Annotated in this window: 16 protein-coding genes, 1 tRNA gene and 5 pseudogenes; 9 read left to right on the top strand and 13 right to left on the bottom strand. The window is 62.8% G+C overall.

The window, feature by feature from the left end:
* Nucleotides 1-467: 467 nt before the first annotated feature.
* Entirely contained in the window at nucleotides 468-605 is a 138-nt protein-coding gene (locus tag ABX298_RS26680; RefSeq protein WP_367393906.1) for a hypothetical protein, read from the bottom strand.
* A gap of 341 nt (nucleotides 606-946) precedes the next feature.
* Between ABX298_RS26680 and ABX298_RS26675 the strand changes: the two are divergent.
* Nucleotides 947-2,159 (top strand): annotated as a pseudogene (locus ABX298_RS26675) (aldose 1-epimerase family protein).
* Between the two features lie 796 nt (nucleotides 2,160-2,955).
* Here the strand turns inward: ABX298_RS26675 and adhP are convergent.
* Together adhP and ABX298_RS26665 are read right to left on the bottom strand one after the other, a co-directional pair.
* Nucleotides 2,956-3,967, bottom strand: a pseudogene (gene adhP / locus ABX298_RS26670) (alcohol dehydrogenase AdhP).
* A gap of 391 nt (nucleotides 3,968-4,358) precedes the next feature.
* Nucleotides 4,359-5,035, bottom strand: a pseudogene (locus tag ABX298_RS26665) (polysaccharide lyase family 7 protein).
* 260 nt (nucleotides 5,036-5,295) lie between these two features.
* On the opposite strand from ABX298_RS26665, the gene ABX298_RS26660 reads away from it, so the two are divergent.
* Complete coding sequence (locus ABX298_RS26660) at nucleotides 5,296-5,493, top strand: hypothetical protein (RefSeq protein WP_025339680.1); 198 nt, start codon at nucleotides 5,296-5,298, stop codon at nucleotides 5,491-5,493.
* A gap of 1 nt (nucleotide 5,494) precedes the next feature.
* Here the strand turns inward: ABX298_RS26660 and ABX298_RS26655 are convergent, their stop codons facing one another.
* Entirely contained in the window at nucleotides 5,495-5,920 is a 426-nt protein-coding gene (locus ABX298_RS26655; RefSeq protein ID WP_367394492.1) for a DoxX family protein, read from the bottom strand.
* An 89-nt stretch (nucleotides 5,921-6,009) separates the two neighbouring features.
* Nucleotides 6,010-6,094, bottom strand: a tRNA-Leu gene (locus tag ABX298_RS26650).
* A gap of 201 nt (nucleotides 6,095-6,295) precedes the next feature.
* Between ABX298_RS26650 and ABX298_RS26645 the strand changes: the two genes are divergently transcribed.
* The 4 genes and pseudogenes from ABX298_RS26645 to ABX298_RS26630 all read left to right on the top strand — a co-directional run bounded on the left by ABX298_RS26645 (nucleotide 6,296) and on the right by ABX298_RS26630 (nucleotide 9,589).
* Entirely contained in the window at nucleotides 6,296-6,571 is a 276-nt protein-coding gene (locus ABX298_RS26645; RefSeq protein ID WP_075045621.1) for a hypothetical protein, read from the top strand.
* A 42-nt stretch (nucleotides 6,572-6,613) separates the two neighbouring features.
* Nucleotides 6,614-7,772 (top strand): annotated as a pseudogene (locus ABX298_RS26640) (nitrogen regulation protein NR(II)).
* Between the two features lie 6 nt (nucleotides 7,773-7,778).
* Nucleotides 7,779-9,224, top strand: coding sequence for an ATPase domain-containing protein (locus tag ABX298_RS26635; protein WP_286100131.1), 1,446 nt, complete (start codon nucleotides 7,779-7,781; stop codon nucleotides 9,222-9,224).
* An 11-nt stretch (nucleotides 9,225-9,235) separates the two neighbouring features.
* On the top strand, nucleotides 9,236-9,589 hold the full coding sequence (locus ABX298_RS26630; RefSeq protein WP_013973192.1) for a response regulator: 354 nt from the start codon (nucleotides 9,236-9,238) through the stop codon (nucleotides 9,587-9,589).
* Between the two features lie 45 nt (nucleotides 9,590-9,634).
* Here ABX298_RS26630 and csrA read toward each other — a convergent pair whose 3' ends face one another.
* The 8 genes from csrA to ABX298_RS26590 all read right to left on the bottom strand — a co-directional run bounded on the left by csrA (nucleotide 9,635) and on the right by ABX298_RS26590 (nucleotide 15,487).
* Complete coding sequence (gene csrA, locus ABX298_RS26625; protein ID WP_004375914.1) at nucleotides 9,635-9,832, bottom strand: carbon storage regulator CsrA; 198 nt, start codon at nucleotides 9,830-9,832, stop codon at nucleotides 9,635-9,637.
* A gap of 253 nt (nucleotides 9,833-10,085) precedes the next feature.
* On the bottom strand, nucleotides 10,086-11,108 hold the full coding sequence (locus tag ABX298_RS26620; RefSeq protein WP_286100130.1) for a DNA topoisomerase IB: 1,023 nt from the start codon (nucleotides 11,106-11,108) through the stop codon (nucleotides 10,086-10,088).
* Between the two features lie 57 nt (nucleotides 11,109-11,165).
* Nucleotides 11,166-12,257 carry a molybdenum ABC transporter ATP-binding protein gene (modC, locus tag ABX298_RS26615; protein ID WP_286100129.1) on the bottom strand — a complete coding sequence of 364 codons (1,092 nt, stop codon included), beginning with the start codon at nucleotides 12,255-12,257 and terminating at the stop codon, nucleotides 11,166-11,168.
* 1 nt (nucleotide 12,258) lies between these two features.
* On the bottom strand, nucleotides 12,259-12,939 hold the full coding sequence (gene modB, locus ABX298_RS26610; RefSeq protein WP_025339672.1) for a molybdate ABC transporter permease subunit: 681 nt from the start codon (nucleotides 12,937-12,939) through the stop codon (nucleotides 12,259-12,261).
* A complete protein-coding gene (modA, locus tag ABX298_RS26605; protein WP_367393905.1) occupies nucleotides 12,939-13,697 on the bottom strand; it encodes a molybdate ABC transporter substrate-binding protein in 759 nt (252 codons plus the stop codon). The genes modB and modA overlap by 1 nt, the downstream gene beginning before the upstream one ends.
* 182 nt (nucleotides 13,698-13,879) lie before the next feature.
* Nucleotides 13,880-14,968, bottom strand: coding sequence for an NAD(P)H-dependent flavin oxidoreductase (locus ABX298_RS26600; protein WP_367393904.1), 1,089 nt, complete (start codon nucleotides 14,966-14,968; stop codon nucleotides 13,880-13,882).
* Between the two features lie 38 nt (nucleotides 14,969-15,006).
* Nucleotides 15,007-15,177 (bottom strand): hypothetical protein, encoded by a 171-nt coding sequence (locus tag ABX298_RS26595; RefSeq protein WP_013973186.1) that lies wholly within the window; start codon nucleotides 15,175-15,177, stop codon nucleotides 15,007-15,009.
* Nucleotides 15,178-15,184: 7 nt separating this feature from the next.
* Nucleotides 15,185-15,487: a DUF1883 domain-containing protein gene (locus tag ABX298_RS26590; protein WP_004375922.1), complete on the bottom strand. Its 303-nt coding sequence runs from the start codon at nucleotides 15,485-15,487 to the stop codon at nucleotides 15,185-15,187.
* Nucleotides 15,488-15,647: 160 nt separating this feature from the next.
* Here ABX298_RS26590 and ABX298_RS26585 point away from each other — a divergent pair, with 160 nt between their 5' ends.
* The 3 genes and pseudogenes from ABX298_RS26585 to ABX298_RS26575 all read left to right on the top strand — a co-directional run bounded on the left by ABX298_RS26585 (nucleotide 15,648) and on the right by ABX298_RS26575 (nucleotide 17,645).
* Nucleotides 15,648-16,007, top strand: a complete 360-nt coding sequence (locus ABX298_RS26585; protein ID WP_112252774.1) for a hypothetical protein — start codon at nucleotides 15,648-15,650, stop codon at nucleotides 16,005-16,007.
* 77 nt (nucleotides 16,008-16,084) lie between these two features.
* Nucleotides 16,085-16,735: a cytochrome c gene (locus ABX298_RS26580; protein WP_085665199.1), complete on the top strand. Its 651-nt coding sequence runs from the start codon at nucleotides 16,085-16,087 to the stop codon at nucleotides 16,733-16,735.
* A pseudogene (locus tag ABX298_RS26575) lies at nucleotides 16,732-17,645 on the top strand (c-type cytochrome). The gene ABX298_RS26580 and the pseudogene ABX298_RS26575 overlap by 4 nt, the downstream one beginning before the upstream one ends.
* The last annotated feature ends 139 nt before the right edge of the window (nucleotides 17,646-17,784 follow it).

Here is a 17,784-nt window from a genome sequence, read left to right as displayed (position 1 = left end):
GGCTGTGGGTTGCAGGTGATGCGGGAACAGCTCTGCAAGGAACTGGGGCCAGAAATTATGGGCATCATTATCAACGCCGAGCGAAGTCCCTGCAACTGCGCAAAGCTGGCAGGGTGTTCGCTGCCTTCGAACAACCCGGGCTGGCCACCGCAATGATTGGCACTCCATCAGCGGCTCGCCTATTCAAACCTGCTCCGAACTCGGGCTTGCCGCAGCGGACGGCGATATCTACACCATCGGTGCTGAAGTGCGACAGCCGGTCGGTTGCCAGCACACGCAAATCGATGTCTGGGTGGCTCTGCGCAAAATTGCCGAGCCTGAGGAATCAACCATTTCGAGGCGCTGGTGGGTGTAACGCTGACTGTCGGGTGGAGAAGTCCTGGCCGGAAAAGCCAGGCGTGTTGCCTCGTCGATCATGGCCAGTGCACTGCGAATGCTTCCGCTTCGTAAGCCCAGGCCCGCATCAGTCAACGCCAAGCCACGGGGCAGGCGTTCAAACAAACGCAGATCAGGCTCGCCTCAACCCGCGTATCTGCTGGGCAACCTGCCGCCTGGGTCACGCCCAGTTCCTCGGCAGCCACACGGAAGTTCAAGCGGCGAGCCACCACTTCAAAAACACGTAACGCGTTCCAGCGAGGGCAAATCAGGGAAACGCGTCTGGCATGGCAATCAAGATTCTATCGAGTTCGGCAATTGTTTCTGTCTCTCTGATGCTTTCACAAGGTTGATAACCTGATCGGGCTCGAAAGATTCACTGTGCCGAGGCTACTCCCTGCAACTGGACTAAAAGAAACCTGTGCCAATCGAAAGCACATCGCTTGGCTGGCTTGCTGAAACGTTTCTCACTCGTGTCTATAAAGGGGAACAACTCCGAAAGGCAACCTGTCATGCCCCTCCTCAAATTCTTCGTTCGCTCTCCGGCGCCCTGTCCGCAGCCTCCACACCCATGGCCTGGGATTACGTTCTGCTGCTCGACACCGATAAAGCCGCCCCAGAACTGGCAGATCACCAGCCAGCAACTTGGCATAAAAACCGACAAAGCCCTTCCAGCGTTACCTTGCGTACCTTGCACGGAGGCAGGCAAGAGGGTGTCAGCATCGTCGACATCGATAACGGTACGGATGAAACTTTCGGTAGTGCCGACCCGCGGAATGAACGTCTTGCAGGCGTCGGTCGGCAATGTGCGCATGGGCTGGGATTCGCCGGTCAAGGAAAGTGGTCAACCGTCCTTCATCGAGCTCAATGGGCGCAATGGCCTGGGCTGGCTGGAGGCTTCAACGAACTGGTCGCCCGCTGCGCACTGCGGTTACGAATGGAGTCGGCCACCCCGGCGTCGACAATGGCGAGCTGCTGACCCTGCACGGTAGGGCCTACGACCAACATACCTGCGAACAAAGTCACCCTGCACATCGATGAGAAACCACCATACGCGATCAGCCTGCGTGGCGAACTGAAAGAGCAGGCGTTCAAGAAGGTCGACTTCTCCGTCGTGACCGAATTGGTCACGCGAACCGGGCAGCGTGATGTTCGTCCTCAACGACACTCCTGACCAACAACGGCGATTATCCGAAGAAGGGGAATACCAGGCGCTGTATCACAGTAACTTCAGCACCCCGTTTTACCTGGAGCAGGGTGCTCCGGTTCGCCGCGCCAGTAGAAACAGGTGTCGCCGTTCAACGACAAGGCAAGGGAGGAGATCTGGCCGATTGGCAAACCTACCAGGAAAGCGCCCACCAAGGACTATGACGGAAACGGTTTATAACGTGGTGCCGTATGCCGATGATCAGAGGGCAATACGTTGGCCGTGTTGCATGACAAGGCTGGCAGTCTGAGGCGTTTCGGGTCGGCTTCAACTCTCGGACATTGCCTGTATTTTCACTGTGGAAAAATACCTGATACCCAAGGCCAGAGGATTATGTGACCGGAGGCTCGAGCCGGGGACGAGTTTTTCCACTACAACCCGCCGTTACCGAGCGGCCACTGAACCTGGTGCCGACAATCGGACCGAAGGAAAACAGGCAGTTCCACATCAGCTACAGCTTGTTGGCGGACAAAGGTGGCAGTGGACAAGGCAAACTTGAAGCAGGTTGGCGAGGATACAGGGTGGGCGCGAAACCGAGGTGCGACAGACGCCATTGGTTGATCTGACCAAGGGGTAACGCCGACCAGGGCATGTAGGCCTCGTCGACTAGTCAGAACTATCAAAGTTGTTGGTTTCATGGCCTTTGCTGAAAGGCTGCTTTCGACTTCCAAAGCGGACATCTGTAACCGGGGCCGCTTCGCGGCGGCATCGCCGGCAAGCGCGGCTCCACAAGTACAGCGCATGTGTCTGAAGGCTGGTGATACTCCTGTGGGAAGAAAGCCGGCTTGCCGGCGATGAAATGGCGCGGCTACCCCGACTACAGAGCTTTTGGATCAGTGTCCGCCGTGGGTCGATAGCGCAATGTCTGTCGCCTGACGGCCGCCAGGGACATCCATCGCCCGCCGCTCCGTCCATTCAAACGCTAGACCTTCAGGCAGGGATATCCCGCAAACGAACTCATCCGATCCCAGGGCGGTGCGAGCCGAACTCCACAACATAGCCAGCCAACCCCGCGGCGCTCGCCTCGGCCCTGGCAGTCTTCTGGTCGGCATAAACATCGACGAAATGCCAGGGATGCCGGTCTCTCGAGTACGCCCCCATCCAGAAGCACCCAGACCGTCATTTGTCCGGATCGGGTGGCGGGTTTTTTCGCCAAGCTGCGGGATGCCCATACGTTCACCCCGATGTGCTAGCCAGTTTTCTGCTTGCGAAGCAACTACAAACCACGACTTGGACAAAAACGTATGAAGCATAGCGCTTACTAGGCGCACCCATTGGTTCACTTTACAAGGGGCGGAAGCCATCTCTGACCGCCCGCGCTCGAATGCAGCAGGGTAGCGTGCGCTGCACCAACAGCCAGCGCACATGGGCCATCACCCCTCGAACTGAATCACCATCCGCCCTTTGATCTTGCCCTCCAGCATTTCTTCGAAGATCTGGTTGATATCCTCGATCGGCCGCAGGGTCACCTTCGGCACCACTTTCCCCTTCCGCCGCAAACTGGAAAGCTTCCTGCAGGTCCTGGCGGGTACCGACCAGCGAGCCGATCACTTCGATACCGTCCAGCACCAATCGAGGGATATTCAGGTTCATTGCTTCCGAAGGCAGGCCGACCGCAACCAGGCGGCCACCCGCGCGCAGGGCATCAACGGCCGAGTTGAAGGCAGCCTTGGCAACGGCGGTAACCACGGCGGCATGGGCGCCACCGGTCTTTGGCCTGGATGACCTTGGCGGCATCCTCGGTGCGTGAGTTGATGACCAGGTCGGCGCCCATCTCGCTGGCGAAGCGCAGTTGCTCTTCGTTGACGTCGATGGCGATCACTTTGGCGTTGAAGACGTTCTTGGCATATTGCAGGGCAAGGTTGCCCAAGCCGCCGAGGCCGTAGATGGCGATCCATTGGCCAGGGCGGATGTTGGAGATCTTCACCGCCTTGTAGGTGGTCACGCCGGCGCAGGTAATGCTGCTGGCGGCAGCGGAGTCGAGCCCGTCGGGCACTTTTACCGAGTAGTCGGCCTTGACGATGCAGGCTTCGGCCATGCCGCCGTCCACGGTGTAGCCGGAGTTCTTCACTTCGCGGCACAGGGTTTCGTTGCCGCTGTTGCAATACTCGCAATGCCCGCAGCCCTGGTAGAACCAGGCCACGCTGGCGCGGTCGCCCGGTTTGAGCGAGGTGACGCCTGGCCCTACTGCCTGGACCACGCCGATGCCTTCGTGGCCTAGCACCACACCGGTCTTGTCACCGAAGTCGCCATTTTTCACATGCAGGTCGGTGTGGCACACACCGCAGCATTGCATCTTCAGCAGCGCTTCACCGTGCTCGAGGGGCGCAGGGTTTTCTCCACCACATCCACGCGACGGCCTGGTGCAACAACAGCAGCTTTCATAGGAGCCTCCGTGTCTATCCGAATGAGCTTGGGTTATCGCCGGGGTTAGCATAGCCCTTGCTGGGTGGGGCAAAACTGCTTCAGGTCATGGTCTGGGGTGGGAGGCTTGTACGCAGCAGGTACCTGCCCTGCGCGGGCACTTGCAGGAGCGGCCTTGTGTCGCGAAAGGGTCGCAGAGCGGCCCCGGGATTTAAGTGGTGGCGCATAAGTTGTTAGGGCTGCTTTGCAGCCCATCGCGACACAAGGCCGCTCCTGCAGGAGGTTCTGCGTAAGGCTCGGCACAAAAAGAAAAGCCCGCGGCAATAATGCGGCGGGCTGCAAGAACATACGGAGCAGGGCCAGTGTGCCCACCCGGATGTCAGTATTTCGTGAAGGTCAGGTCATGAGCATGTCATGCATGGCTCAGTTCCAGTTGGCTGATGACGCACACCGAGCCATCCTCGGCAGGCGTGTCGTCGGTGTAGTCCACCTGGTTGTATACCCCGCCATGGAATTTGAGCGTGCGCGTCGCCCAGGTCGCACCCAGTTGCAGGGGCGATGTGCTGCCAATACGGCCGTTGCAGCTTGCACTGACCGTGCAGGCGCCGTTGTTCGTCACGTCGATGTTCACATCGAAACGGGCGCCGAGCGGTACGTCGGCCAGCACCGTGCTGCTGCTCGTGGCCGTCTGGTTGAAGTCGGTCCGGAAGCCCACGGTGATCTTGCCCTTGTTCCAGAACACCTTGATGGGTGGGTTGTCGTCGTCTTTGACGTGCATCTGGGCAATCACCACTTTTTGCGCAAAGTTCACTTTCTGCAGTGTCATGGTCTGGTGATTGCGGCGTCGGGCGCGCCGCTGTTCAGCGCCCAGTACGCGGGCTCCTTCCACTCGCAGCGGGTGCGGTGGGTGCTTTTGCTGGAGGCGCCTTTGGTGGGGGCGGTCATGCGGATCGAGCCGTCGCTCAGGCGGGCGATGACTTCGGGCAGGGTCGCCAGCGCCTGGGCGCCGGTCAACTCCAGCGCCACCGGGTTGGTCGCGGACTTCGGCACGGGAGTGGTGATGATGAGGTTGTCGATATACACAGCCATGGGCTTTCTCCTTGAAAAACGACAGGTCCTGCATCATTTGCGAGCCTGGCCAGCATGGGCGCAGTTCACTGTGATTTGCCAAGGCTGGACGAAGGGAAAACCCAGGGGATAAAAAAGCCCGCCATGGGAGGCGGGCAAGCAACGTTTGAAGGGAGAGCCTGCAGAGTGGACCCGGCCGGTTAACCGAGCATTAAGCGGTAACGCATTGACCTGTGCAGCCGATCAGCCTATACAGGCCTGCCACCAGCCCAGGAGCCAGCATGCACGACGAAGACGACCTGCACGAACCCGAGCACGATCACCTGCTTGACCACGAATTCCTCTACGACGATATCGAGCCTGAAGCGGATGCCCAGGGCGCCGAGGACGAGGTTGAGGAAGACGAGGAAACGCTGGATGACCTCGATGACGAGGAGCGCGATCACCCAGCCTGGTTCGACGACTGCGAAGACGACTGACTCAGCGCCCGTCTACCGAGAAACGCCCCGGGCCGCTCACTGCCAGCATCAGCAGGCCGCCCATGATGCTGAGGTTCTTCAGGAACTGGGTCATGTTGGCGCTGCGCTCAGGGTCGACCATGCTCCAGAACGGGTGACCCAGCAGCGCCGTGCCCAGCACGAACAGCGCCAGCAGGAAGGCCAGCGGCCGGGTGTAGAAACCGAGGATCAGCAGGATGCCGACGACGAACTCCATGAGCACGGCAACTGCCGCTGCCAGCATGGGGGCAGGGGCGCCCAGTGAGGTCATGTAGCCGACCGTGCCTTCGAACCCGGTCAGCTTGCCCCAGCCAGACAAGACGAACAGGATCATCAGCAGCACACGGGCAATCAGGATAATGATGTCGCGTTGACCATCGAACAGGAGTAGCGCATGGCGGCGTTCCAGTGGGCGGGTACAAGCTCCACTCTAGCAGCTGCGCAAAGGATTGCTGGCGGGCAGCAAAAGGCGCCGCAAGGGCGCCTTCGCAAAGAATTTGGTGCGAGTGGCGGGACTCGAACCCGCAAGGCTCACGCCGACAGATTTTAAGTCTGCTGTGTATACCAATTCCACCACACTCGCACGCTTGAAGGGGTCGTGACGACCAGCTCGCTTCTAAGCAGAAGGGCTTCGCAATCAAGCGCGCTTTATAACCCATTGTTATAGTTGAGTCAACCACAGCACCTATGATCAACAGAGTGAAGGGTCGATCGAATGGGCAATTGACACCTTGCTGTCATTACGCCACTGTTGCCCCTTTATTGGATCCAAGAGTGTGCGGTGATGAATCAGTCCAGTGCTTCCGAGCGTATCGTGCGCCCACGGCTGTTCTGGCGACTGTTGTTCGCGCTGGTAGTCGTGTTGGGGGCGTTTCTCTACCTCAGCCTGATCAGCCTGGGCGGTTACCTGCTGATGCTGGGGTTCGATGCCGAACACCCTCAACCGCAGCGCCTGATGGCCCTGGCCGGTGGCGGGCTTATCCTGCTGGTCGGTTTGTGGCTGCTGAAAGTGGCGATGCCGCGGCGCATCAGCCCGGTACTGGTTGAGCCCGAGCGTTGAACCTCGCCCTATCTTCCCTCCTGCCGTACCGGTGGAGCTCGCATGGTTTCAGCTGACTGCCTCGACCACCCTGTCATGCCTGCCCACCGCTATGAACAGCTGGTTCAGTCGGTGGTGGATTACGCCATCTACATGCTCGACCCATCCGGCCATGTGGTGTCGTGGAACGCAGGCGCGCAACGCATCAAGGGGTACCGTGCCGATGAAGTGATCGGCCAGCATTTCTCGTTGTTCTTCACCCCGCAGGATTGCACCGAAGGCCGCCCGGAGCGCTTGCTGCGCCAGGCGCTGGAGCAGGGCGTGGCGCAGGATGAAGGCTGGCGCGTACGCAAGGATGGCACGCAGTTCTGGGCGCTGGCCGCGCTGGATGTGATTCGCGATGACCAGGGCCAGGTCGTCGGCCTGGCCAAGGTGACCCGGGACATCACCGACCGCCGCGAGTCGGCGCTGCAACTGGACGCGGTACGCGCCCAGCTGTTCCAGGCACAGAAGCTGGAGGCCCTCGGCCAGTTGACCGGTGGCCTGGCGCATGACTTCAACAACATGCTGACCATCATCATCAGCTCGGCGCGCCTGGCGCTGGCCACAAAGCGACCCGGCACGCGCCCAGCGCATGCTGCAGCATATTCTGGATGCCGGGCAGCGGGGCACCGAACTGACCCAGCAGCTGCTCAGCTTTGCCCGCCACCGCAAGCTTGATGTGTCTTGCGTCGCCCCGGCGAACCTTATTGCCGCCACCCGTGGTCTACTGGAGCATGCGCTGCCCGGTTCGATTGACCTGGAGGTTGTGCTGCAGCCAGACCTGCCCCTGATCGAGGTGGATGCCGGGCAATTGCAGATGGTGCTGCTCAATCTGTTGTTCAATGCCCGCGATGCCATCACGGGGCAGGGCCGGATCGGCTTGACCGTCGATGTGGTCGAACTGGCCGGCGAGGTGGAAGGCCTGCATGGCGGGTTTGTGCGTTTCGAGGTGGAAGACAGCGGCGAGGGCATCGCGCCAGCGGTACTGCCGCGGATTTTCGAACCGTTTTTCACTACCAAGCCCTTTGGCAAGGGGACTGGCCTGGGCCTTAGCCAGGTGTATGGTTTTGCCAGGCAGAGCGGTGGTGCCATTTGCGTGGACAGTGAGCCCGGCCGGGGAACTTGCATGCAGCTTTACTTGCCAATCTATCAGCAGACGGACAGCCAACTCGACAGGTAGAACACCATGGCACAGGCACTCAGGCGGCTGGTGACGGGGATCGATGGGCTCGATGCGTTGCTCCAGGGTGGCCTGGTGGCTGGCGCGTCCTACATCATTCAGGGCCCGCCGGGCGCGGGCAAGACCATCCTCGCCAACCAGCTGGCCTGCGGGCATGTGCGCGGCGGTGGCAGGGTGCTGGTGGCCACCTTGCTGAGCGAGTCGCACGAGCGACTGTTCCAGTACCTGGCGACCTTGGAGTTCTTCGACCCGGCGCTGGTCGGCGACCCGATCCAGTTCGTCAGTGCTTTCGACACCCTGGAGCAGGAAGGCCTGGACGCCGTGGTACGGCTGCTGCGCCAGGAAATCGCTCGCCAGCAGGCCAGCCTGCTGATCGTCGATGGCGTGCTCAATGCCCGGGTGCGTGCGGAAACCGCGTTGGACACCAAGAAATTCGTCTCCGAACTACAGGGCCATGCGGCCTTTGCCGGTTGCACCGTGCTGCTGCTGACCAGCGCCCGGCTGGAAGAAGGCAGCCCGGAGCACACCATGGTCGACGGCGTGATCGAACTGGGCGAGCAACTGTTCGGCAGCCGCGCCGTGCGCCATATCCAGCTGCGCAAGACACGGGGCAGTGCGGCGTTGTCGGGGCGCCATGAATGCCTCATCGATGGAGCCGGCATGCATGTCTACCCGCGCCTGGAGTCGCTGTTCAGCCACCCCAGCCAGGCGGGCAGCGCCACCTTGGAGCGCGTCAGCAGCGGGGTGGCGACCCTGGATGAAATGCTCGGTGGCGGCCTGGCCACGGGCTCGGTCAGCCTGCTGATCGGGCCCTCGGGTATTGGCAAGACGTCATTGGGCCTGGCTTTTCTCGGTGCCAGCAGCCCGCAGGCGCCGGGGCTGCATTTCGGCTTCTACGAAACGCCGGAGCGCCTGCGTATCAAGGCCGCGTCGCTGGGTTACGATTTCGCAGCCATGGAGCAGGGCGGCAGCCTGCAGCTGTGCTGGCAGCCGACCACCGAGGGCCTGCTGGACCAGGTCGGCGCGCGCCTGCTCGAGCGGGTCGAAGCGCAAGGCAGCAGGCGCGTGCTGATCGACAGCCTGGGGGCGTTCAGCCGCCTGGCCATCGACCCGGCGCGGCTCAATGCGTTTTTCCGCGCCCTGGCCGGCGAGCTGCGCGCGCGCGATGTCAGCGTGATGCTGACCTGGGAAATGCGCGACATCTTCGGCGCGGAAATCAGCGCCCCGGCCCCAGACCTGTCGAGTATCGTCGACAACCTGATGCTGATGCGCTTCGTCGAGCTGGATTCGCAGCTGCGGCGCATGCTGTCGATCCTCAAGGTGCGTGACAGCCACCATGACCCTGCCTTGCACGAGCTGCTGATCGGGCCGCAAGGCATTACCCTGCGCAAGGCGTTCGACGGCGCCTGCGGTGTGCTCTCGGGAACGCCGGTGCCGCAGGGGAGCGGGTGACGGGGCGGGCGATGAACACCATCCTGATCGTCGATGACGAGTACCTGATTGCCGACATCCTCGGTTTTGCCCTGGAGGACGAAGGTTTTCTGGTGGAAAAGGCGAGCAACGGCTGCAAGGCGCTGGAGGCACTGAAGGAAAAGCGCGTTCAGCTGGTCATCACCGACTACATGATGCCACTGCTCAACGGTGAAGAGCTGGTGCGCTCGATGCGTGAAGACCCGGCCTTGAGCGAGTTGCCGGTCATCCTCATGAGTGGCGCGCAGGCCAACCAAGGATGCCCGGAACTGTTCGCCGCGGTGTTCGACAAACCGTTCGACATGGACTGTATGATCGCCAAGGTGCACGAACTGCTGGGCACCTGAGGCGCGGGGCGATCAAGCGCGTCCGTGCGGCTTGAGGCAGGTCGCTCAGTGCGAGTCGTCGTGCTTTTCCGGGGCTGGGCTGCCAGCCTGGATACGCTTGAAGATCTCTTCGCGATGGACCTGGACGTCTTTCGGTGCATCGATACCGATCCTCACCTGCATCCCTTTGACGCCCAGAATGGTGACTTTGATGTCATCGTTGATGACGATGCTTTCGCCAACCTTGCGGGTGAGTATCAGCATGTAGTTCTCCTTGGTGATGTAAAAGTCCGTCGGGCTAGTTGCCACGGCGGCGGGAGCTTGTCCCTCTTCCTTCTCATTAAAGACGCTTTCGGCGGATAGTAATTCCCCGACAGACAAATTCTGTTGCGTGTCTTCAGTTGCAGGTGCCGAAGCAAACCGCCAGCGGTTTGTCGGCCAAGGTGCTCGGTGGCAAGAATAGGGGGCTTGGCGGCCAATGGGAAATTTCTTCGCATCATGGTCTGAATAGACCGGGTTAATGGTCATCCTGTTCCTCGAGTGCCTGAAGAAATAACAGCAAGGCTACTTCTTCACGGTCCAGGCCTTTGCGTACACGGTTCTTCGGCAAGTTGGCCAGGCGCCCCAGGGCATAGTGTTCAAGTACAGCCGGGTGGATGTAGCAGCGCCTGCACACCGCCGGCGTGTTGCCCAGGCGTGATGCTACCTGGCGGACGATGGCGGCGACCTGGCGCTTGGCTTCGCTCTCGGGTTCCCAGGCCAAGGGCCTGAGCAGGTCCAGGGCCAGGCTGCTGCCGGCCCAGGTGCGGTAGTCCTTGGCGGTGAAGTCGGCGCCGGTCAGCTGCTGCAGAAACTGGTTGACCTCGCTGGAGCCGACACTGTGGCGCTGGCCGTCGTCGTCCAGGTACTGGAACAGCGCTTGCCCGGGCAGCTCCATGCAGCGCTTGAGCAGGTTGGCCAGGCGCCGATCGTTGAGGCTGACGTTATGCTCGACGCCACGCTTGCCGCGGAACTGGAAGCGGATGCTGCTGCCCTTCACCTCGACATGGCGGTTGCGCAGGGTGGTCAGGCCATAGGACTGGTTTTCACGCAGGTAGCGCTGGTTGCCGATGCGGATCAGGGTGTGGTCCAGCAGGCTGACCACCAGCGCCATTACCTTTTCCCGGTCCAGGCCTGGCCGGGCAAGGTGGGCGTGCAGTTGTGCACGCAGTTTCGGCAGGGCCTGGGCAAACGCCAGCATGCGCGCGTACTTGTGCTGATCGCGTACTTCGCGCCACTGCGCATGGTAGCGATATTGCTTGCGGCCACGGGCATCGCGACCTGTCGCCTGCAGGTGGCCCTGCGGGTCGGCGCAGATCCACACCTCGGTATAGGCCGGGGGGATTACCAGTGCAGCGATGCGGGCGAGGGTATCGCTGTCGCGCACCCGCTGGCCGTCGGCATCCAGGTAGATGAAGCGGCCCCGCCAGCGCCGCCGGGTCAGGCCCGGCTGGCTGTCGTCGACGTAGTGCAGGGAGCGCGGAAGGGGGCAGTCAAGCATGGCTGGCAGGCCTCGATCAGGTCACTGATCAATGGACACCAGCCACGGGGCCGATGCTCAGCCCAGCAACGCCACCGACTTGATCTGGGCAAATAGCACCTGGCCCGGGTGCAGGCCGAGCTGATCTGCCGAGAAGCGGGTGATGCGCGCGAGCAAGGCGTTGCCGCCGGCATCCAGGCTGACCAGCACATGGGCCGGGTTGGCGGCCGGGCGGCTTTCGCGCACGCGCACCGGCAATCGGTTGAGGATGCTGGAAGTACTGTCGGCTGCCAGGGCCAGGCTGACGTCACGAGCCTGCACCTTGACCCGCAAGGTGCTGCCCATCGCCTGGGCCGGGTGGGCGATGCGCAACAGTGGCCCATCGTTGCCGGGCAGGCGCAGTTCGAGCAGGTCGTAGTGCGGGTCGTGCCCCACCACCAGGCCCTCGAACACCACGCCGGCATCCTCGCCCTCGGCCAGCGACAGGTCGAGACGGGCCAGGGTTTCGCCGATCGGGCCGCTGGCCACTGCATGGCCTTGCTCCAGCAACACCAGGTGGTCGGCCAGCCGCGCCACTTCCTCCTGGGCATGGCTGACATACACCAGCGGGATGTCCAGTTCGTCGTGCAGGCGTTCCAGGTAGGGCAGGATTTCGCGCTTGCGCGGCCCGTCGAGGGCAGCCAGCGGCTCGTCCATCAACAGCAGGCGCGGGCTGCTGAGCAGGGCGCGGGCAATGCCCACCCGCTGTGCCTCGCCACCGGACAAGGTCGCCGGCCGGCGTGCCAGCAAGTGGCCGATACCCAGCAGCTGGCAGGCCTGGTCGAGGCTGACCTTGCGCTCGGCAGCGGCCACCCGGCGCCAGCCGAACTCCAGGTTGCCGCGTACCGACAGGTGCGGGAACAGGCTGGCCTCCTGGAACACGTAGCCCACCGGGCGCAGGTGTGGTGCCTGGAAGTAGCCACGGGCGCTGTCTTCCCAGACTTCGCCGTTGACCTCGATGTAGGCGCTGGCGGCCCGTTCCAGCCCGGCCAGGCAACGCAGGCAGCTGGTCTTGCCAGAACCGGAGTGGCCGAACAGCGCGCTGATGCCTCGGCCGGGCAGGTGCAGGTCGACGTCCAGGGTGAAGTCGTCGCGCGCCAGTTTCAGGCGCGCCACAATCGATGCGCTCATATCAGCTCCAGCCAGCCTTGCCGCGGCGCCCAGCGTACAGCAGGAGCAGCACCAGGAACGAGAACACCAGCATGGCACCTGCCAGCCAGTGTGCTTGCGAATAGGCCATGGCCTCGACATGGTCGAAGATCTGCACCGAGACCACGCGTGTCTTGTCGGGGATATTGCCGCCAATCATCAACACCACGCCGAACTCGCCCACCGTGTGGGCGAAACCGAGGATGCTGGCGGTTATGAAGCCCGGGCGGGCCAACGGCAGCACCACGTGGACGAAGGTGTCCCAGGGGCTGGCGCGCAGTGTGGCGGCCACTTCCAGCGGGCGCTGGCCAATGGCGCCGAAGGCATTCTGCAGCGGCTGGACCACGAACGGCATGGAGTAGATCACCGAGCCGATCACCAGGCCGGTGAAGCTGAACACCACGCTGCCCAGGCCGAGCGCCTGGGTCGCCTGGCCCAGCCAGCCATGCGGGCCGAGGGCGATCAGCAGGTAGAAGCCGATCACCGTGGGTGGCAGCACCAGCGGCAAGGCCACTACCGCGCCCACCGGCCCACGCAGCCACGAGCGCGTGCGCGCCAGCCACCAGGCGATGGGCGTGCCGACGATCAGCAGGATCAGGGTGGTCAGGCTGGCCAGTTTCACGGTCAGCCAGATGGCACCCAGGTCACTGGCGTCCAGTGGCATCAGATTTCATAACCGTAGGATTTGATCACTGCCGCGGCTTTCGGACCTTTCAGGTAGTCGACCAGGGCCTTGGCGGCGGGGTTGTCCTTGCCTTTTTCGAGGATTACCGCGTCCTGGCGGATGGGCTCGTGCAGGGGCGAGGGAACGATCCAGGCCGAACCGCTTTCGACCTTGCCGTCCTTGTAGATTTGCGACAGGGCGACAAAGCCCAGCTCGGCGTTGCCGGTGGAGACGAACTGGAACGCCTGGGTGATGTTCTGGCCTTCGACCAGCTTGGGCTTGGTGGCTTCGGTCAGCTTCAGCTTGCCCAGCACCTGGGTGGCGGCCAGGCCGTAGGGAGCGGTTTTCGGGTTGGCGATGGACAGGTGCTTGAACTGGTTCTTCTTCAGCACTTCGCCGTTGGCGTCGACAAAGCCGGGCGTGGCCGACCACAGGGCCAGGGTGCCGATGGCGTAGGTGAAGCGCGAGCCCGGGACAATGGCCTTTTCCTGCTCGAGCTTGGCCGGGGTGCTGTCGTCGGCAGCCAGGAATACCTCGAACGGCGCCCCGTTCTTGATTTGCGTGTAGAACTGGCCGGTGGCGCCATAGGCGGCGACCAGCTTGTGGCCGGTGTCTTTTTCGAAGTCCTTGGCAATGGCCTGGATGGGGGCTGTGAAGTTCGCTGCGACCGCGACCTGGACTTCATCGGCCCAGGCAGTGTTGAAGGCGAGCAGGCTGGCCAGGGCGGCGGCAGCCAGGTGGGACGGGCGGATACGCATGAAGACAGTTCCTTGGGGGTTATCGTTATAGCCTGAACTATATAGCGATAGGCCATGGGCCGGGAAGGGGCAAGGTAATGCTTAAGCAGGCCAGGCCCTTTCGCGGGTAAACCCGCTCCCACAGGGGCCCCCCAATATTCGAATTGTGGGAGCGGGTTCACCCGCGAAGAGGCCAGACCTGCTTATGCAGACGCCTGGCGGCCGACCACGGCGAGCGCCTTTTCGGCAATTTCCCGGGTCAGCTCGCCCGCCGGCATATGCCTGCCCAGACGCAGCGCCTGCCCCGACCACAGGTTGCTGAAATCGCTATTGCCCTGCGGATCCGTAATCGCCCGCAAAGGCATCAGCGCTCCGCCGGCCAGCGGGAAGCGTGGCGCCAGGTCGCTCATCGGCCCCAGCTCACGCATGATGCGGTTGTTGATGCCGCGCGCCGGTCGGCCGGTGAACAGGTTGGTCAGCGCCGTGTCGCTGGCGGGTGCGCTGTCCAGGGCCTGGCGATGTGCCGGCGAGACCTTGGCCTCGGGGCAGAACAGGTACGCCGTTCCGATCTGCACTGCCGAAGCACCCAAGGCCAGTGCCGCCAACAGGCCGCGGTGGTCAGCAATGCCGCCGGCGGCAATCACCGGCACGCTGACCACATCGGCTACCTGTGGCACCAGGGCGAAGGTGCCGATCTGGCTGGTGATATCGTCGCTGAGGAACATGCCGCGATGGCCGCCCGCTTCATAGCCCATGGCAATGATCGCATCACAGCCGTGGTGTTCCAGCCACACGGCTTCCTCTACGGTGGTGGCGCTGGACAGCACCTTGGCACCGCTGGCCTTTACCCGTTGCAGCAGGTCGGCCTGGGGCAGGCCGAAGTGGAAACTCACCACCTCCGGGCGCAGTTGCTCGACCAGCTGGCAGCTCTGTTCGTCGAAAGGCGCGCGGTTGGACACCGGCGTGGGCGCCGCGAAGTCTGCGCCCACTTCGCTGTAATAGGGCTCGAGCGCCTGCTTCCAGCGTGCATCGCGCTCGGCATCGGGCGCTGGCGGCTGGTGGCAGAAGAAGTTCAGGTTCAACGGGCGGCCCGGGCAGCCGGCGCGGAAGGCGGCGATTTCGGCGCGCACCTGGTCGCCCGTGAGCATGGCGCAGGGCAGGGCGCCCAAACCGCCCGCCAGGCCCACGGCAATGGCCATGGCCGAGCCCGTCGCACCGGCCATGGGGGCCTGCAGAATGGGCACCTCGATGCCCAGCAGATCGAGGATGCGGCGGTCGGGCCAGTGGCTCATGCGGTTCTCCTTGCGCGGGCGAGCGGCGGGGCGGGTGCTTACAAGGCTTTGCTGACCTGGATGTCGCTGATCTTCTCGGCGTCTTCGCCGTGAATCTTGCGCAGGGCTTCCAGGGCTTGTTCGAGGGAGGCGTCGGGCATCAGTGCGAAGTCCCAGCGGCGCTGGCCGTCGAGCTTGTACTTGATGACGTACTTGGTGGTCTGGGTCATGGTGGCCTTATCTGAGTTTCGACGATGAACGACGGACGATCTTGATCTTGTGGGTCAAGGTTGGCTTGCGGGTGACCGAGATCGGGCGGGTTGTCACGGTATCGATGGTGATGTTCCAGAAACCGGTGCTGGGCACAGTGATCTTCGCCGGGAACTTGTCGAAATGGCCACCGTGGTAGGTGTGACGGCCGCCGTTCTTGAAGCTGCGGAAGTTGGCGTCGTTCATCAGGCGGATATTGCAGCGCTGGGAGCACTCGATGACGACGATGTCGTCCTCGTTCAGGTGCTCGCGCTGGTGTACGAATTTCATGTGATGCTCCGCAAGGATTGGTTCTGCAAAGGCGAAAGATACCACGATGTCGGGTTACACTGCCGCGCTGTTCCGCCAGGCGTAGATAAATCTGCCAAAGCAGGGAGCAAAACAGCCTGGCTGTGGTCGAAGCGGATTCTTGAAGGCAGAGGTGCTGCAAATGAAGTGGATGGTGGCGGCGTTGGCGGTGACGCTGGGTGGCTGTGTGAGTGTTACGGAACTGGAACAGTCGCGTGAAACGCTGGATGTGATCTCCGGCAAGTCCCCGCGCGCGTATGCCGATTGCGTCAAGCAGAAGCTGGCCGATAGCCGCGACCCGCTGGTGGAAGAGCAGCGTGGTGATGGCCTGCGGCTGATCGTGCCGCAGAAAATCAGCTCGGGCGCGGGCCCGGCGGCGCTGGTGGATATCGACAAGCGTGGCAGCGGCAGCAGCATCAAGCTGCACGAGCGGCTGAACAACTTCCCGCTGCGCCTGGGCGACGTGCGCACCGCAGCCACCCAATGCATCTCCGGTAGTTGATCCAGGGCAACTGATCACGCTCCTTTTGCTTATATGTTTTAGGCCTAAGCATATAACAATAGAAAAGGAGATTCGTGATGACACCGTTGAGTCGCGTCGTGATCGGCAGCCTGCTGATCCTGGCCTGGCCCGCGGCGCATGCCGCCGATGGCCAGAAAGTCTTCACCCAGGGCGGGGCCAACCCCGCCGCCATGGCTTGCCTGGGTTGCCATGGCCCGGACGGCAAGGGCATTGCCGCTGCCGGCTTCCCACGCCTGGCCGGGCTGCCGGCCGCTTACCTCAGCAAGCAATTGCATGATTGGCGCAACGGCAGCCGCAAGCAGCCGGTGATGGAGCCGCTTGCCAAGGCCCTGAGCGAGGATGAGATCAAGGCTGTCAGCACCTATCTGGCCAGCCTGCCGGCAGACCCTGCAGGCGACCTGCGTCGCCAGCAGATTGCCGATGACCCCACCACCCGCATGGCCCTGTACGGTGACTGGAGCCGGCAGATTCCTGGTTGCGTGCAATGCCATGGCCCGGGCGGTGGCGGGGTTGGCGAACACTTTCCGCCCTTGGCCGGCCAGCCCGCCAGTTACCTGGTGGCGCAGCTCAACGCCTGGCGTGACGGCACCCGCAGCAATGACCCCAACCAGCTGATGGTCGGTGTGGCCAAGGCCATGACCGATGACGAGATCAAGGCCGTTGCCGAGTTCTTCGCCCGCCCCGCCAGCCAGGAGGTCAAGCCATGAAACCGATGATTCCAGCCCTGCTGCTGCTGGCCATGGGCAGCGCCCAGGCCGCCCAGATCGCCATGGAAGACCAGTCGCAGTTGAAAGTGCCTGGCGTGCAGGCTGCGCCGCAGTTCGTGCCGCCAGCGGAAAGCGAGTTACCTGACAATGCCTTTGGCAAGATGGTGCGCGAGGGACATGCCTTGTTCGTCGACACCCGCAGGTTGATGCCTGAGGCCGTGGGCAATGGCATGAACTGCAGCAACTGCCACCTTGACCAGGGGCGGCTGGCGCATTCCGCGCCGATGTGGGGGGCGTACCCGATGTACCCCGCGTACCGCAAGAAAAACGACAAGGTCAACACCTACGCCGAGCGTATCCAGGGCTGCTTCCAGTTCAGCATGAACGGCAAGCCGCCTGCGGCAGACAGCCCGCAGATGACGGCGCTGTCGGTGTATTCGTATTGGCTGTCGACCAAGGCGCCGACTGGCGTGGAGATTGCCGGGCGAGGCTACCCGGAGGTGCCGCAACCCAAGGGCGGGTACGACTTCAAGCGCGGCCAGCAGGTTTACCGCGAGCAGTGTGCGATCTGCCATGGCGACAACGGCGAGGGGCAGAAGGTAGCGGGCGAGTATGTGATGCCGCCGCTGTGGGGCAAGGACTCCTACAATTGGGGGCCGGCATGCACCGCATCAACACCGCAGCGTCGTTCATCAAGTACAACATGCCGCTGGGCAAGCCGGGCAGCCTGAGTGACCAGCAGGCCTGGGACGTGGCGGCCTGGGTCAACCGCCATGAACGGCCGCAGGATCCGCGGCTGGTGGAAGGCTCCATCGAGAAGACGCGGGTGAAGTTCCACGCCAATGACGGGGTGAACCTGTATGGGCAGAAGGTCGATGGGGTGTTGATCGGGCAGGGCACGGGTAGCTGATTGCCTGCCAGGGCCCTATCGCCGGCAAGCCAGCTCCCACAGGTCTCCGCGTAGCTTTTGAAAACTGTGCAGCCCCTGTGGGAGCTGGCTTGCCGGCGATAGGGCCAGTACAGGCAACCCCGATTTCCTGTCATCCAAC

The organism is Pseudomonas sp. X4 (assembly GCF_040784925.1).
Classification (GTDB): domain Bacteria; phylum Pseudomonadota; class Gammaproteobacteria; order Pseudomonadales; family Pseudomonadaceae; genus Aquipseudomonas; species Aquipseudomonas putida_Z.
This window is presented reverse-complemented; position numbering and strand designations above follow the sequence as displayed.